Genomic DNA, 13,696 nt, shown 5'->3' with positions numbered 1-13,696 from the left:
GTCACGGCGCCTGGCGCCGGTTCTCCGCGATGTAGGCCAGGCGCTGCAGGGTCTCGGTGTTGCGCAGGCCGATCTGCAGGTCGCGCAGCGGCTTGGGCATGGCGAGCCCGGGGCCGGCGACGACGTCCTCGGTGATGGACACCTCGGAGCCCTCGCCGCTGGCCTGGATGCGCAGCACCACCTCGGCCTCACCCGCCGGCCACCCCCGTGCCCGGAGCCGTAGCAGGGCGGGCGGGCTCGACTCGAGCACCTCGGTGTCGTCGTCGATCAGGGCGGGCCACACCCCCACCGAGTGGTGCAACTTGGCCCCCTCCGAGGGCCAGTGCTCCTCGACGTCACGCATCCGGGACGCGCCCACCACCCACACGGGGTAGAGCCAGCCGTCGGACAGCACGTCCCACACCTGGGCGGGGGTCGCCTGGATCACGCGGTTCTTGGTGCTCATGCGGGTGAGCCTGTCACGGCGGGCGACGTCGCGAACCGCTCCCAGACCCGGTGACCGGCCATCAGGGCCTGGACCCCGGCCAGCACGTCCTCGGGTCCGTCACCGGTGACGATGCCGGCCGCGTCGGCGTCGACGCCGGCCGCGACGACCGCGTCGGACCCGGCACCCCAGGCACCGATGACCTTCACGTGGCGGAAGCACTCCTGCACCAGGAGCGCGACCCGCGGGTCGAGCCCGGGCGCACCGGTGCCGCCGGCCTTGACGTCGCGGGCCACGAGGGCGTCCGGCCCGGGGGCCGGGCACCCGGCGAGGAGCAGCGCGTCGAGCTCGACCGAGCGGCCGGCGGCGAAGGTCCGCTGCACGGGCTGGCCGTCGATCTCGCCCCCGCGTACGGCGACCACGAGCGGCACCATGCCCGCAGCGTCCACCGCCTGGCGCAACGAGCGCAGGCCCTCGAGGCTGCTCGGGTCCTCGACGTCGACGACGATGCCGACCATCCGCCCGTCGGCGGGCCACTCGCCACCGACCTGCGACAGCACGGGGCTGGGCGGCAGGTCGACGAGCTCGAGACTCGCCTCGGGTGCGGGCAGGCCGAGACCGGTCGCGACCTCCTGGCACAGCACCGGGTCGATGTTGGCCAGCGAGAGCAGCTGCCGCTCCTTGATCGTCTGCTCGTAGACCTTGCTCAGCTCGAACGTGTAGGCGCTGATGATGTGGTCCTTCTCGACCGGGCTCATGCTCAGCCAGAACTGCCGGGCCTGGCTGAAGTGGTCGTCGTACGACGCCGGGTTGGCACGGACCTTGCTGCCCTCGGCGACGCGCACCGGGCTGTCGATGAACCCGCGGTCCTCGGCGCCGGCGAAGAACGGGCAGCCGCCGTCCATCGAGTTGGGCTTGTACGGCGCCACGCCGCCGTGCACGGCCTGCTGGCCGTGTCCGTCGCGCAGCTGGTCGTTGACCGGCGCGTGCGGCCGGTTGATCGGCAGCTGGTTGTAGTTGGGGCCGCCGAGCCGGCTGAGCTGCGTGTCGACGTACGAGAAGAGACGGGCCTGCAGGAGCGGGTCGTCGGTGACGTCGATGCCGGGCACCTGGTGGCCGAGGTGGAAGGCGACCTGCTCGGTCTCGGCGAAGTAGTTGGTCACGTTGCGGTCGAGCGTCAGCCGCCCGATGGGCTGCACGGGAGCGAGCTCCTCGGGGACGAGCTTGGTCGAGTCGAGGAGGTCGATGCCGTCGAAGGTCTGCTCCGGGTTGTCCTCGAAGACCTGGATCCCCAGCTCCCACTGGGGGAACGCACCCGCCTCGATGGCGTCGGCGAGGTCGCGACGGTGGAAGTCGGGGTCGATGCCGTTGAGCAGCTGGGCCTCCTCCCACACCAGCGAGTGGACGCCGAGCACGGGCTTCCAGTGGAACTTGACCAGCGACGTGGCGCCTTCGGCGTTGGTGAGCCGGAAGGTGTGGACGCCGAAGCCCTCCATGGTGCGGTAGGAGCGCGGGATGCCCCGGTCGGACATGTTCCAGATCGTGTGGTGCTGGGCCTCGGTGTGCAGCGACACGAAGTCCCAGAAGGTGTCGTGGGCGCTCTGGGCCTGCGGGATCTCCCGGTCGGGGTGCGGCTTGGCGGCGTGGATGACGTCGGGGAACTTGATGCCGTCCTGGATGAAGAAGACCGGGATGTTGTTGCCCACCAGGTCCCAGGTGCCCTCGTCGGTGTAGAACTTCGTCGCGAAGCCGCGGGTGTCGCGGACCGTGTCGGCCGATCCCTTGGAGCCCAGCACGGTCGAGAACCGCACGAAGACGTCGGTCTCCTTGCCCTCGGCGAACAGCCCGGCGTGCGAGACGGGCGTCGCGGTGCCGTAGCCGACGAACGTGCCGTGGGCCGCGGCGCCGCGGGCGTGCACGACCCGCTCGGGGATGCGCTCGTGGTCGAAGTGGGTCATCTTCTCGCGCAGGTGGTGGTCCTGCAGCAGCGTCGGACCGCGGGGCCCGGCCTTGAGCGAGTGGTCGGTGTCGGCGAGCCGGGTGCCCGACGAGGTGGTCAGGAACGCGCCGCGCTGCGCGAAGTCGGTCGGCTCGGCGGCCAGGGGCTCGCCGGTCGGGGTGGCCGGCAGGGGCGTGCCCTGGTCGGGCTTGGGCGGCAGTGGCTCGCGCGGCTCGGTGGGCTCCTCCAGCGACGGTGCCTCGGGGCCGGGTACGCCGGGCGCGAGCGGGTCGACCAGCTCGTGCGCCTTGTCGATGGTCTTGTCGACGGCGCCTTCGACGGCGTCCTTGGCCTTGCGGGCGACGTCGGCGGGCTTGGGCGGGGTCATGGGTGCTCCCAGGGGGCGGGGGTGGGTGTACGCCGCCCGGTACCCGGTCGCCCCGACTCGCTCTCACCAGTTCAGGGGAGGCGTCGCGAGCTGACGGGACCGTCGGTGACGAACCGGCGCGCCAGGTCGACGAGGGTCCGCGGCCGCAGGGCCGGCGTGGGACGGCTCGACCGGTCGGCCATGCCCGCCACCACCTCGTCGAGCACCGTGACGGCGTCGACGGTCGGCTCCCAGCCCAGCTCGCTGCGGGCGCGCGAGCAGTCGAGCAGCGGGACGCTGAACGCGAGGTCGATCCAGCCGGGGTCGAGCGGCTGCAGGCGGGCGTGCCAGCTGCCCGCCACCGCGGCCCGCACCACCGGGGCCGGCACGTGCACGTGGCGCGCGCCCAGCGCCGCGGCGATGTGCTCGACGGTCAGCACGGGCTCGGCTGCGAGGTTGAACGCCCCGGGCGCTCCGGCCTCGAGGGCGCGCGCGACCGCGTCGGCGACGTCGTCGGCGTGCACGAACGGGATCTCGAGGGTGCGGTCGACCGGCAGCAACGGCAGCAGCCGCACGAGCGCCGCCGGCGCCAGGGCCGGGAGCCCGTAGCGCAGCAGGGCGCTGCCGGCCGCTCGCTGACCGATGATGCCAGGACGCAGGCGGGTGACGACCGTGGCGGCGTGGTCGCTCTCGAACCGGTCGAGCAGCCGCTCGGCGGCGGCCTTGTGGCTGCTGTACGGCGACGACGGCACGCCCGCGGTGGGCCACTCCTCGGTCACGGGACGGGAGTCCTGGCGTGGCGAGTAGGCACCGACCGACGACATGTGGACCAGGTGCGGCACGGACTCGGCCCCCACCGCGGTCAGCACGCGGTCCGTGCCGCCGACGCCGGTCTCGGCCATCAGGTCGAGACGGTGGGAGGGCTGGAACCCCCACGCCAGGTGGACGACGGCGTCCGCGCCGGCGCACGCCCGGCGCAGCACGGCCACGGCCGTGTCGTCGGCCAGGTCGGCCGCCACCCACTCCACCTCGGCGAGCGAGCCCTCCGGGTCGGTCGGCGGACGGCGTACGACGCCCACGAGGTCGTGGTGGCCGGCGAGGCGGCGGACCAGGGCGGTGCCCACGTTGCCGCTGGCTCCGGTGATGACGATGCGCATGTCGGGTCTCTTCTCGGTCGGCTCAGTCGACGACGACGTCGTCGCCGTCGTGGCGGGCCCGGCCGACCCTCAGCCGCAGCACCTGGGCGTAGGCCCGGACCGCCCGGTCGTAGCCCGGGATCCGACGGTGCAGGCCCAGGAAGCCCTGCGGCCCCCGGACCATCGCGCCGGTCTCGACGTCGTAGGTGCTCTGGTGCCACGGGCACACCAAGCAGCCGTCGGCATCGATGCTGCCGCCGGACAGGTCCGCGAGCTGGTGCCGGCACCGCCGGGAGACCGCGAAGACCTCGCCGTCGCGGTTGCCCACCGCCCAGGGTCCGGCCCGGCGGACGGCACCGGGAGGAAGGTCGCGCGACGCGATGCGGTGCGGAGAGGGCATGTCCTCGAGCCTGCCCCACCAGCCCCTCCGGGCGGCTCCTCCGCTGAGGTGGCGTCCCCTCGACCGACGACTCCCGCCCCAGGTGCCAGCCCGGCCACCGCTCTGGGGGAGCGATGCCGAGCCGACCCCGGTCAGCGTGGATGGAGCTCGAGGTCCCGTCCAGTGACAGGGACCGGTGCCCGTTGCCGAGGGCACCACCCTCACCCCGCAGGGCGACGCGCGCCGCTCACTTGGCGTTGATCAGGAAGGTCCCGAGCCAGTAGAGGACCCCCAGGACCAGGAAGACCGCGACCGTGAGCGCCAGCGGCTTGATCGTGGACCGTCGCTCGCCGTGGAGCGGCTGGTCGACCGTGGGGCGCTCGTCGTGGTCGAACATGTCTCCGGGCTCGCGTGGGGTCATGCCCCCAGGGTGCGCAGGCCGGGGCCGGTCCCGAACCATCCCGGAGGTGGCCGTGGTAGCCATGTCGCCATGACCGACCAGCGCCAGATCGTCCAGCAGGACTGGGTCGACGCCGACGACCAGCCCCAGCACTCCCCCGACGAGACCGTCGCGCGGGTGCTGTCCGTGATGGGCGAGCCGCCTGCCGACCTCGAGACCACCGCGCCGGTGGTGACCCGGCGCGGACGTCGTACGGGCCTGGTGGGCGAGGTCCGGCTCGAGGACGGCGGCACCGCGCGGCTCGACGACCTCGTGCCCGACGACCTGCCGTTCGGCTACCACGTGCTGGTCACCGACGCCGGCGTCGAGCGGCGCCTCGTGGTGTCGCCCGGCCGGTGCTGGGTGCCGCCCGAGCAGCGGTGGGGCTGGGCCGTGCAGCTGTACGCCGCCCGCTCGACGCACAGCGCCGGCGTCGGCGACCTCGCCGACCTGCGCACGCTGCGCGAGTGGACCGAGTCGCTCGGCGGGGGGTTCCTGGTCGTCAACCCGCTGCACGCCGTGGCGCCGGTGCTGCCCCTGGAGACGAGCCCCTACCTGCCGGCCACCCGGCGCTTCCGCAACCCCGTCTACCTCCACGTCGACGAGCCGCCCGCGGTCCCGGTGGTCGGCATCGACCGCGACGCGGCCTGGACCCACACGCTGCGGGTGCTACGCGCCCGGTTCGACGAGCGGGCCGACGACGACCTCTTCGACGCGTGGCGCGCCGAGCAGGGTCGAGCCCTCGAGGAGTTCGCGACCTGGATGGTGCTGGCCGCCGACCACGGCGCCGACTGGCACGACTGGCCCGAGCCGCTGCACGACCCGCGCGGTGACGCCGTACGACGCCTCGCCGACGAGCGGGCCGACGAGGTCACCTTCCAGGCCTGGCTGCAGTGGCTGCTGTCGGAGCAGCTGCGCGCGGCGACCGGCGACCTCACCGTGATCCAGGACCTGCCGATCGGTGTCTCCGGGGGCGGCGCCGACGCGTGGGCCTGGCAGGGCGTGATGGCCGACGGCATCACCGTCGGGTGCCCGCCCGACGCACTCAACTCGGTCGGCCAGGACTGGGGCTCGCCGCCGTTCGTGCCGTGGCGGCTGCGCGCCGCCGACTACGAGCCGTTCGTGCAGTCGGTGCGCGCCACCATCGCCGGCGCCGGCGGGCTGCGGATCGACCACGTGATGGGCCTGTTCCGCCTCTGGTGGATCCCGGACGGTGGCGGGCCGCAGGAGGGCTGCTACGTCCGCTACCCGGCCGACGACCTGCTCGACATCGTCTGCCTGGAGTCGCACCGCGCGCAGGCGGTCGTGGTCGGCGAGGACCTCGGCACCGTCGAGGACGGGGTCGCCGAGGCGCTCGCCGAGCGGGGCATCCTCAGCTATCGCGTGCTGTGGTTCGAGGACGACGACCCCGCCGCGTGGCTGCCGGGGTCGCTGGCCACCGTGACGACCCACGACCTGCCCACCGTCACCGGCCTGTGGAACGGCTCCGACGTCGACGACCAGCTCGAGTCGTCCGACATGGCCGAGGACGACGTCCGCGCGGGACGCGAGGAGCTGCTCGGCCGACTGCGCCGCGACGGTCTCGCGACCGGCGCCGGGGGGCAGGAGGCGGTCGCGGCGGCGTACGCCCAGCTGGGGCGGGCGCCGTCGCTGCTGCTCTCGTTCTCGCTGGAGGACGCCGTCGGCGAGCAGCGCCGGCCCAACGTGCCGGGCACCACCGAGCGCGACAACTGGCGGGTGCCGCTGCCGGTGCCGGTCGACGAGCTCGCCGACCACCCGGGCCCGACCGCCCTGCTCCGCGCCGCGGGGGTCACGATCACCCCCGCGGGTGGATAGTCCGGGACGCTTCCTCTCCCTGGGGGTGGAGGACGGGACCGCGTCGGCTGACAACGTCGGATCATGGCTACGGACCTCACCGGCAAGAAGATCGCATTCCTCGTCCACAACTCCGGCGTCGAGCAGCCCGAGCTCGAGCAGCCGTGGAACGACCTCGGCCGGGCTGGCGCGGCCACCACGCTGATCGCACCCGAGACGGGTGAGGTGCAGGCGTTCACCAACGACGTCGAGAAGGCCGACACCTTCACCGCCGAGCTGGCGGTGGCCGACGCCGACGTCGCCGACTACGACGGGCTGGTCATCCCCGGCGGCACCACCAACGCCGACGCCCTGCGCCTCGACGAGGACGCGGTCGCGCTGGTCAAGGCGTTCGTCGACGCCGGCAAGCCGATCGCGGCGATCTGCCACGGCCCCTGGCTCCTGGTCGAGGCCGCCGTCCTCGACGGCAAGACGCTGACGTCCTACGCCTCCCTCGAGACCGACGTACGCAACGCCGGCGGCACCTGGGTCGACGAGGAGTCGTTCACCTGCCCGGCCAACGACTGGACCCTTGTCACCAGCCGTGACCCCGACGACCTCGACGCCTTCGTCGAGGCCGCCGCCGCCGCGTTCGCGCAGTAGCGGCCGTGCCCTCGCTGCGCCTCACCGTCGACGGCCGACCTCGCGAGGTCGGGGTAGCCGACCGCCTGCCGTCATTGGCTCAGCGCTCGAGCTCCTCGGCCGCTCGAGCCACCAGGGCCTGCGCCCAGCGGACGGAGTCGTGCGCCTTGCGCGAGGACACGAGCGTCAGCCCGTAGTGGGCTTCATCCTTGATGTCGATGAGACGACGAAACGTCTGCGACAGCCTGGCCCCATCGGGGGTGGCAGTGGCCAGGAGCTCAGACGCTGCCCGATGGTCATCGCCGCGGTGGATCAGACCAAGTCGCCGAGCACAGATCGCATCGGACGCTGCGATACCCGCAAGCACAGCGAGGCCCGCCGCGACTCCGGGCATCGCGGCCGAATCGTCATCGAGGATGAGCTCGGCGACCTCGAGGTAGGCAGCGGCCGCTCGAGCGCGCGTCCGTGCGTTCTCCTTGTCGGCTGCTCGGGTCCGAGGCCTAGCCATCGGCGGGCGAGGTTGTGGGCCAGATCTTGAGGCCGCGCATCTTGACCAGCTCGATCCCGTCACGCCGGACGTCGGACAGCAGCGGCTGATACTCCTGAGGCGGGTGGCGCCATTCGTAGAAGGACAGGTCGACGATCTGCAGGGGGTTCCCGGTCCACCGCGCGACCCGGTCGTGCAGCTCAGCGAGCTGGCCCTCCCAACGCTTGTCCGCGTCTCGATCAGCCGCGCTCAGGGTCACCGCACCGGCCGCGTCAGCGACCTGGGCTCGCAGGTCGCCACGCGCGGTCGTCGGTCTCCTCTCGCCGGGGAACACCTGGTGCACCACCAGCAGGTCGATGTCGCTGTCGACGTCGCCGTCGCCGCGCGCTGCGGACCCGAAGACGGCGGCGTAGAGCGGAGCGACCTTCCAGGACCGCAACTCGGCCCGGAACCGCTCCCACAGCTCGACTCTCAGTCCGGCCAGCAGCACGGCGACCTGAGCAGCAACGTGCTCGCGGTTGAGCTCATGGACCTGATTTCGTCCCATCAGCGTGGCCCGGACCGTGCCCTGATCGACGAGCCGCGCGAGACTGCGTCGGATGCCGATCTCGGAGCCCCGAGCCGCCTCGGACGCGACCTGGCCCACCGTGAGCGGCCGGCCGGCAGCTGCCAGCACCGCCAGCACCGTGCCATCCAAGGTGGGTGTCACGGCGCGTGTCGGATCAGTTAGGTCCATATCTAATAGTATATCTAACGATGCTTTTAGATACCCGACCTTGACCTCGCACCGACGGGCGACGCCTACGTGCGCCGGCTCAGGCGCTGCGGCCCTGGTGGCTGCGCGGGCGGCTGTCGGGCTCGACGGCCCAGCGCAGCGTGCGCAGCACCCGCTCGAGCAGGCGCGACACCTGCGCCTGCGTGAGGCCGAGCTCGTCGGCGATCTCGCGCTGGCTGCGCTCCTCGTAGAACCGCAGGAACAGCATCCGCTGGTCGCGCTCGCCCAGGTCGCGCACGGCGGGCTCGAGCAGCACGCGGGCCTCGAGGGCGTCGTGCTCGTCGCCGTCGTCGGCGAGCAGGTCGCCCATGGTCGCCGAGCCGGCGTCGTCGCCGACCTGGCGGTCGAGGGACGACGGGGAGAAGCACCCGAACGCCGTCACCACCTCGGCGTACTCCGCGGCGCCGATGCCGAGCCGGACCCGCACCTCGGCGTCGGTGGGCTCCCGGCCGAGCTCGTCGCGCATCGCGGGGATGACGCTGTTGGTCTGCGACTGCAGCTCCTGGACGCGGCGGGGCGGGCGCACCATCCACGACCGGTCGCGGAAGTGGCGCTGCACCTCGCCGCGGATCGTCGGCACGGCGAAGGTGAGCAGGTCGTCGGCGTGCGCCGGGTCGAAGCGGTGGACGGCCTTGACCAGCCCCTCGTACGCCGCCTGCTGCAGGTCCTCCAGGGGAACTCCGCGGTCGCGGTAGCGCGAGGCGACGGCGTCGGCGACCCGGCAGTTGAGGACCACGACCCGGTCGAGCAGGTCGGCGCGCTCAGCCGCGTCCGCGGTGGCGAAGACACGACCCAGGAGCTCGGCGGTCAGCCGGGACCGCTCGGCGCGCGAGGTCTGCTGGTCGGCGCCGGGACGGGCCGGTGACGGGACGAGACGCAGGTCGGCAGGCGGTGGCATGACGTCGCAGGCTTCGATGGCACACACTCCGGAGACCAGGGTCGTCGCTGGGTTCGACGAAGAGGAAGGGCGGGGCCGCGGGTGGAGCCCTCGCCTGATCCGACGGTAGGGACTCCGGGCGTCCCGGACCCACATCCACGTGGGTGACGGGGCCTACCCCAGGGGGTGATCGAGGCCGGTGAGGAACGCCGCGAACCCGCCCGGCGTGCGTCCGTCGAGGCGCGACGAGGTGGTCACGGGCGCCCGCGCGGCGCCGTACCGGGCCCCGGCGGCGAGCAACCGCCTGACCAGGTCGAGGTCCTCACGCTCGGCGAGCGGAGCCAGCCCGCCCACGGCGTCGTACGCCGACAGCCGGAAGCCGAGGTGGGCGCCGTGCACCCCCACCCGGCCGTCGTCGTGCAGCACGTGCCACCGGGCGACGACCTCGGGCGGCGCGGTGTCGTCGGGCTCGACGCGGCCGAGGACGACGTCGGCCCCCTCCCCCTCGCTGCCCCCCTCGCTGCCCCCCTCGCTGCCCCCCTCGGCGACCTCGAGCTGGTCGGTGACCCAGTCGACCGGGACCAGCGAGTCGGCGTCGGTGCACAGGATCCAGGTCTGCTCGGCGGTCACGCCGTGGGCCGCGGCGAGCGCGGCGGCGTGCGCGACGCCCGCCGCCCGGGCCACCCCCACGTTGCCCGCGCTCACCTCCAGGGCGTCCACGCCGTGCTCGCGGCACACGGTGGCGCTCTCGTCGACGCACGCGTCGAGCACCACGGTCAGCCGCGCTGTCACGTCGGGACGGACCCGGCGTCCGTGCTCCAGCGCGCGGGCCACGGACCGCAGGCAGCCGGGCAGCAGCGCTGCCTCGTCGCGGGCCGGGACCACCACGTGGACCACCGTGACGGCGTCGGGCATGGCCGCAACCTAGTGCCACGGCCCGGGGCCGCGACCCGGGGCCACCCGGCCCAGCCCCACCTCGCGGGGTGGGGAAGGGCGGGGTCCGGGCGCGGACGCTCTACGTTGACAGTCCGAGCGACCTGAGGAGTTCCATGGACGAGCACGACAGCAAGCGCGTCCTGGTCACCGGAGCGACGGGCTACGTCGGCTCCCGGCTCGTCCCCGAGCTCGTCGAGGCCGGTCACCGCGTCTTCGCGGCCAGCCGCAGCGAGTCCGGCACCGAGGACTACCCGTGGGACGACGAGGTCGAGACGCGCGAGCTCGACATCGACGACGACGAGCTGGTCCGCCGCGCCGTCGAGGGGATCGACACGGTCGTCTACCTCGTGCACTCGATGGAGTCCGACGACTTCGTGCAGCAGGACCGCGAGGCCGCCCAGCGGATGGCGTCGGCCTGCGCCGACGCCGGCGTCTCGCAGATCGTCTACCTGTCCGGGCTCGTGCCCGAGGGCGAGCTCTCCGACCACCTGCGCTCGCGCCTCGAGGTCGAGCAGATCTTCCTCGACGGCGACGTGCCCGCGATCGTGCTGCGCGCCTCCATGGTGATCGGCGCCGGGTCGACGTCGTACGAGCTCCTCCGCCGGCTCAGCGAGCGCGTCCCGCTGCTCACCCCGGTGCCGCGCTGGATGCGCAGCTCGATCCAGCCGATCGCCATCGAGGACGTCGTCCACCTCGTCGTCCGCGCCCTCGGGGCGCCCGAGCTCAACCGGCACTACGACGTCGGTGGCGACGAGGTCCTCACCTACCCGCAGCTGCTGGGCACCTTCGCCGGTGTCGCCGGTCTGTGGCGACGGCGCGTGCTGGTCCCCGGCATCCCGCGGTGGGTCGTCGGCCGGGCGTGCGCCTGGATCAGCCGACTGCCGGTCAGCGAGGTGTCGTCGCTCGTCGAGAGCCTGCGCCACGACATGGTCTGCGGCGAGGACGACGTACGCCGCGACCTGCTCGAGGACGGCTACCGCTACACCGGCGTGGCCGAGGCGCTGCGGCGCTCCCTCGACGACCACGGCGCCCCCGGCACCTCCGAGCGCGGCGACGTGCAGGCCGCCGCGGCCACCGACCCGGCCTGAGCCCGTGGCCGACCCCGTGGCTGCCCCCGTGCTCCTCTCGTCCGGGCGCCCTGCGTCGGACCGGCTTCCCGGTGTCGCCGCCGCGGCCCACGACCTGATCGGGGCCGACGTCCGCGCCGCGGTCGCGTGGGGGGCCGAGCTCGGCGCCTGGGTGCCCGACCCCGGATCGGGTCGGACCCTGCTGCGCTGGGAGGTGCTGGCCTCCGTCGCGGCGCAGGACCTCACCGTGGCCCGGGCCGTCGAGCCGCACCTCGACGCGATCGCGATCCTGCACGAGCACGGCGACCCGACCCCGACGGGCAGCACGTGGGGCGTCTACGCCGCCGAGGGGCCGCCACCGCGGCTCGAGGCGGTCGGCGCGACCCACTCGACCGACGGGGGCTGGGTGCTCTCGGGACGCAAGCCGTGGTGCTCCCTGGCCGGGGTCGTCTCCCACGCGCTGGTGACGGCATGGGTCGAGCCCACCCGTCGCGGCCTGTTCGCGGTCGACCTGCGGGCCCCCGGGATCGTGGTCGAGGACGGCGTCTGGGCCCCCCGTGGGCTGACGGCGATCACCTCGACCGCCCTGCTCGTCGACGACGTGCCGGCCCGGGCGGTGGGCGGCCCGGGGTGGTACCTCGAGCGGCCCGGCTTCGCCTGGGGCGGCATCGGCGTGGCCGCGGTCTGGTACGGCGGTGCCGTCGGCGTCGCCCGCCGCCTGCTCGGCGCCGCGCAGCGGCGCGAGCCCGACCAGGTCGGCCTGATGCACCTCGGCGTCGTCGACACCGCCCTCACCTCGGCCCGCGCCGTGCTGCGCGAGGCGGCGGCCGTCGTGGACGCCGGCGACGTCACCGGCGCGGCGGCCGCGCTGCTGGCCGGGCGGGTGCGCAACGTGGTCGCCGCGGCCGCGGAGACCGTGCTCACCGAGGTCGGCCACGCGCTGGGACCCGCTCCGTTGAGCCAGGAGAGCGACCACGCCGCCCGCGTCGCCGACCTCACCCTCTACCTGCGTCAGCACCACGCCACGCGCGACGCCGCGGCCTCGGGCCGCCTGGTGGTGCAGGCCCTGGGCGACGGGACCGGGGTCCTGCCGTGGTGAGCTTCGCCCACGACGAGGCCGGCACCCCGGCCGAGACCTGGCGCCACGCGCTGCTCGGCCTCGACCTGCCCGTGCTCGACCTGCCCGTGCTCGAGGTGGCCGCGCCGACGACCCGCGTCGTGGTCCTGGCGGCCCACCCGGACGACGAGACGCTCGGCGCCGGGGGGCTGGTCGCCCGCGCCCACCTGGCCGGGCTCGAGGTCGCGGTCGTCGTGGCGACCCGCGGCGAGCGCTGCCACCCGCGCTCCCCGACCCATAGCCCGGAGCAGCTCGGCGCGCTGCGCGAGCGCGAGCTCGAGGACGCGCTCGACGTGCTCTCGCCCGGCACCCGGGCCGAGCAGCTCGGCCTGGCCGACGGCGGCGTGAGCGACCATGAGGCCGACCTGGTCGCCCGCGTCGTCGACCTCGTCGGCGACGGGCGGCACACGCTGCTCGTGGCACCGTGGCGCGGCGACGGCCATCCCGACCACGAGGCGGTCGGCCGCGCCGCGGCCACCGCGGCGGCGCGCAACCGGCGCCCGGCTGCTGGAGTACCCGGTCTGGTTCTGGCACTGGGGCACACCTGATGCCGCGCCGTGGAGCTCGGCGGTCCGGCTCGGCCTCGACCGCGCCACGTCCGTGACCAAGCAGGCCGCCATCGCGACGCACCGCTCGCAGGTGGCTCCCCTGTCGCCCGCGCCCGGCGACGAGACGCTGCTGTCGCCGGCCTTCCTGGAGCACTTCGCGGCGCCGTACGAGATCTTCTGGGAGGGCGCCGCGTCCGACGGCGCCCTCGACCAGCTGCACGAGGCCGCGGCCGACCCGTGGGGCGTCGACCGGCGGTGGTACGAGCGGCGCAAGCGCGACCTGCTGCTGGCGATGCTGCCCCGCGAGCGGTTCCGGCGGACGATCGAGGTGGGCTCCTCGACCGGCGCGCTCGCCGCCGTCCTCGCCGAGCGGAGCGACGACCTCGTCGCCCTCGACGCCAGCCCCACCGCGGTGGCGGCGGCCCGCGAGCGCCTGCCGCGGGCCGACGTACGCCTCGCCGCGGTGCCGGACGAGTGGCCCGAGGGCGAGGCCGACCTGGTCGTCGTGAGCGAGGTCGGCTACTTCCTCAGTCCCCTCGCGCTCGAGGGCCTCGCCACCCGGATCCTGTCGACGCTGACCCCCGACGGCGTGGTCGTGCTGTGCCACTGGCGCCACCCGGTCGTCGGCTGGCCGCTCGACGGCGCCACGGTCCATGCGACGCTGCGCTCGGCGGGCCTCCCACCCGTCGTCGCCGAGTACGCCGACCGCGACGTCGAGCTGCTGGTGCTGGCCGACCCCGGCCTGCTCCCCGACCCCCACGAATGAGGA

General features: G+C 74.1%; 15 protein-coding genes. 6 read left to right on the top strand and 9 right to left on the bottom strand.

Annotated elements, in window-relative coordinates; translation table 11 throughout:
* Position 1: 1 nt before the first annotated feature.
* From FJQ56_RS18715 to FJQ56_RS22270, 5 genes are all read right to left on the bottom strand, one after another.
* Positions 2–445 carry an SRPBCC family protein gene (locus FJQ56_RS18715; RefSeq protein ID WP_140011135.1) on the bottom strand — a complete coding sequence of 148 codons (444 nt, stop codon included), beginning with the start codon at positions 443–445 and terminating at the stop codon, positions 2–4.
* Positions 442–2,751: a catalase gene (locus FJQ56_RS18710; RefSeq protein ID WP_140011134.1), complete on the bottom strand. Its 2,310-nt coding sequence runs from the start codon at positions 2,749–2,751 to the stop codon at positions 442–444. Before FJQ56_RS18710 ends, FJQ56_RS18715 begins: the two co-directional genes overlap by 4 nt.
* Positions 2,752–2,822: 71 nt before the next feature.
* On the bottom strand, positions 2,823–3,887 hold the full coding sequence (locus tag FJQ56_RS18705; RefSeq protein ID WP_140011133.1) for an NAD-dependent epimerase/dehydratase family protein: 1,065 nt from the start codon (positions 3,885–3,887) through the stop codon (positions 2,823–2,825).
* A 22-nt stretch (positions 3,888–3,909) separates the two neighbouring features.
* Positions 3,910–4,266, bottom strand: coding sequence for a Rieske (2Fe-2S) protein (locus FJQ56_RS18700; RefSeq protein WP_140011132.1), 357 nt, complete (start codon positions 4,264–4,266; stop codon positions 3,910–3,912).
* Positions 4,267–4,492: 226 nt separating this feature from the next.
* Positions 4,493–4,666, bottom strand: coding sequence for a hypothetical protein (locus FJQ56_RS22270; RefSeq protein WP_170215474.1), 174 nt, complete (start codon positions 4,664–4,666; stop codon positions 4,493–4,495).
* A 69-nt stretch (positions 4,667–4,735) separates the two neighbouring features.
* On the opposite strand from FJQ56_RS22270, the gene malQ reads away from it, so the two are divergent.
* Together malQ and FJQ56_RS18690 are read left to right on the top strand one after the other, a co-directional pair.
* Positions 4,736–6,520, top strand: a complete 1,785-nt coding sequence (gene malQ, locus FJQ56_RS18695) for a 4-alpha-glucanotransferase (RefSeq protein ID WP_140011131.1) — start codon at positions 4,736–4,738, stop codon at positions 6,518–6,520.
* A 63-nt stretch (positions 6,521–6,583) separates the two neighbouring features.
* On the top strand, positions 6,584–7,141 hold the full coding sequence (locus FJQ56_RS18690) for a type 1 glutamine amidotransferase domain-containing protein (protein WP_140011130.1): 558 nt from the start codon (positions 6,584–6,586) through the stop codon (positions 7,139–7,141).
* A 79-nt stretch (positions 7,142–7,220) separates the two neighbouring features.
* Here the strand turns inward: FJQ56_RS18690 and FJQ56_RS18685 are convergent, their stop codons facing one another.
* The 4 genes from FJQ56_RS18685 to FJQ56_RS18670 all read right to left on the bottom strand — a co-directional run bounded on the left by FJQ56_RS18685 (position 7,221) and on the right by FJQ56_RS18670 (position 10,174).
* Entirely contained in the window at positions 7,221–7,514 is a 294-nt protein-coding gene (locus tag FJQ56_RS18685) for a hypothetical protein (RefSeq protein ID WP_140011129.1), read from the bottom strand.
* A gap of 106 nt (positions 7,515–7,620) precedes the next feature.
* A complete protein-coding gene (locus tag FJQ56_RS18680; protein ID WP_170215473.1) occupies positions 7,621–8,283 on the bottom strand; it encodes a nucleotidyltransferase domain-containing protein in 663 nt (220 codons plus the stop codon).
* 139 nt (positions 8,284–8,422) lie between these two features.
* Entirely contained in the window at positions 8,423–9,280 is an 858-nt protein-coding gene (locus tag FJQ56_RS18675; RefSeq protein WP_140011127.1) for a sigma-70 family RNA polymerase sigma factor, read from the bottom strand.
* 153 nt (positions 9,281–9,433) lie between these two features.
* Positions 9,434–10,174, bottom strand: coding sequence for a glycosyltransferase family 2 protein (locus FJQ56_RS18670; protein WP_140011126.1), 741 nt, complete (start codon positions 10,172–10,174; stop codon positions 9,434–9,436).
* 134 nt (positions 10,175–10,308) lie between these two features.
* Between FJQ56_RS18670 and FJQ56_RS18665 the strand changes: the two genes are divergently transcribed.
* Genes FJQ56_RS18665 through FJQ56_RS22500 form a run of 4 tightly spaced genes read left to right on the top strand, consistent with a single transcriptional unit; the run spans position 10,309 to position 13,693 of the window.
* A complete protein-coding gene (locus FJQ56_RS18665) occupies positions 10,309–11,283 on the top strand; it encodes an NAD-dependent epimerase/dehydratase family protein (RefSeq protein WP_140011125.1) in 975 nt (324 codons plus the stop codon).
* A 4-nt stretch (positions 11,284–11,287) separates the two neighbouring features.
* On the top strand, positions 11,288–12,361 hold the full coding sequence (locus FJQ56_RS18660) for an acyl-CoA dehydrogenase family protein (protein ID WP_140011124.1): 1,074 nt from the start codon (positions 11,288–11,290) through the stop codon (positions 12,359–12,361).
* Positions 12,355–12,927 (top strand): PIG-L deacetylase family protein, encoded by a 573-nt coding sequence (locus tag FJQ56_RS22505; RefSeq protein ID WP_211351218.1) that lies wholly within the window; start codon positions 12,355–12,357, stop codon positions 12,925–12,927. Before FJQ56_RS18660 ends, FJQ56_RS22505 begins: the two co-directional genes overlap by 7 nt.
* Positions 12,928–12,979: 52 nt before the next feature.
* Complete coding sequence (locus tag FJQ56_RS22500; RefSeq protein WP_211351216.1) at positions 12,980–13,693, top strand: class I SAM-dependent DNA methyltransferase; 714 nt, start codon at positions 12,980–12,982, stop codon at positions 13,691–13,693.
* Positions 13,694–13,696 lie beyond the last annotated feature (3 nt).

The organism is Nocardioides plantarum, assembly GCF_006346395.1.
Taxonomy (GTDB): domain Bacteria; phylum Actinomycetota; class Actinomycetes; order Propionibacteriales; family Nocardioidaceae; genus Nocardioides; species Nocardioides plantarum.
Note: the sequence above shows the minus strand (reverse complement) of the source record. Positions and strands in the feature narration are given on the sequence as shown.

Excerpts from the sequence above, each read along its gene's own strand:
- malQ (WP_140011131.1), top strand. The coding sequence starts at position 4,736 with ATGACCGACCAGCGCCAGATCGTCCAGCAGGACTGGGTCGACGCCGAC.
- FJQ56_RS18690 (WP_140011130.1), top strand. The coding sequence starts at position 6,584 with ATGGCTACGGACCTCACCGGCAAGAAGATCGCATTCCTCGTCCACAAC.
- FJQ56_RS18685 (WP_140011129.1), bottom strand. The coding sequence starts at position 7,514 with ATGCCCGGAGTCGCGGCGGGCCTCGCTGTGCTTGCGGGTATCGCAGCG.
- FJQ56_RS18710 (WP_140011134.1), bottom strand. The coding sequence starts at position 2,751 with ATGACCCCGCCCAAGCCCGCCGACGTCGCCCGCAAGGCCAAGGACGCC.
- FJQ56_RS18670 (WP_140011126.1), bottom strand. The coding sequence starts at position 10,174 with ATGCCCGACGCCGTCACGGTGGTCCACGTGGTGGTCCCGGCCCGCGAC.
- FJQ56_RS18700 (WP_140011132.1), bottom strand. The coding sequence starts at position 4,266 with ATGCCCTCTCCGCACCGCATCGCGTCGCGCGACCTTCCTCCCGGTGCC.
- FJQ56_RS18705 (WP_140011133.1), bottom strand. The coding sequence starts at position 3,887 with ATGCGCATCGTCATCACCGGAGCCAGCGGCAACGTGGGCACCGCCCTG.
- FJQ56_RS22270 (WP_170215474.1), bottom strand. The coding sequence starts at position 4,666 with ATGACCCCACGCGAGCCCGGAGACATGTTCGACCACGACGAGCGCCCC.
- FJQ56_RS18715 (WP_140011135.1), bottom strand. The coding sequence starts at position 445 with ATGAGCACCAAGAACCGCGTGATCCAGGCGACCCCCGCCCAGGTGTGG.
- FJQ56_RS18665 (WP_140011125.1), top strand. The coding sequence starts at position 10,309 with ATGGACGAGCACGACAGCAAGCGCGTCCTGGTCACCGGAGCGACGGGC.
- FJQ56_RS18675 (WP_140011127.1), bottom strand. The coding sequence starts at position 9,280 with ATGCCACCGCCTGCCGACCTGCGTCTCGTCCCGTCACCGGCCCGTCCC.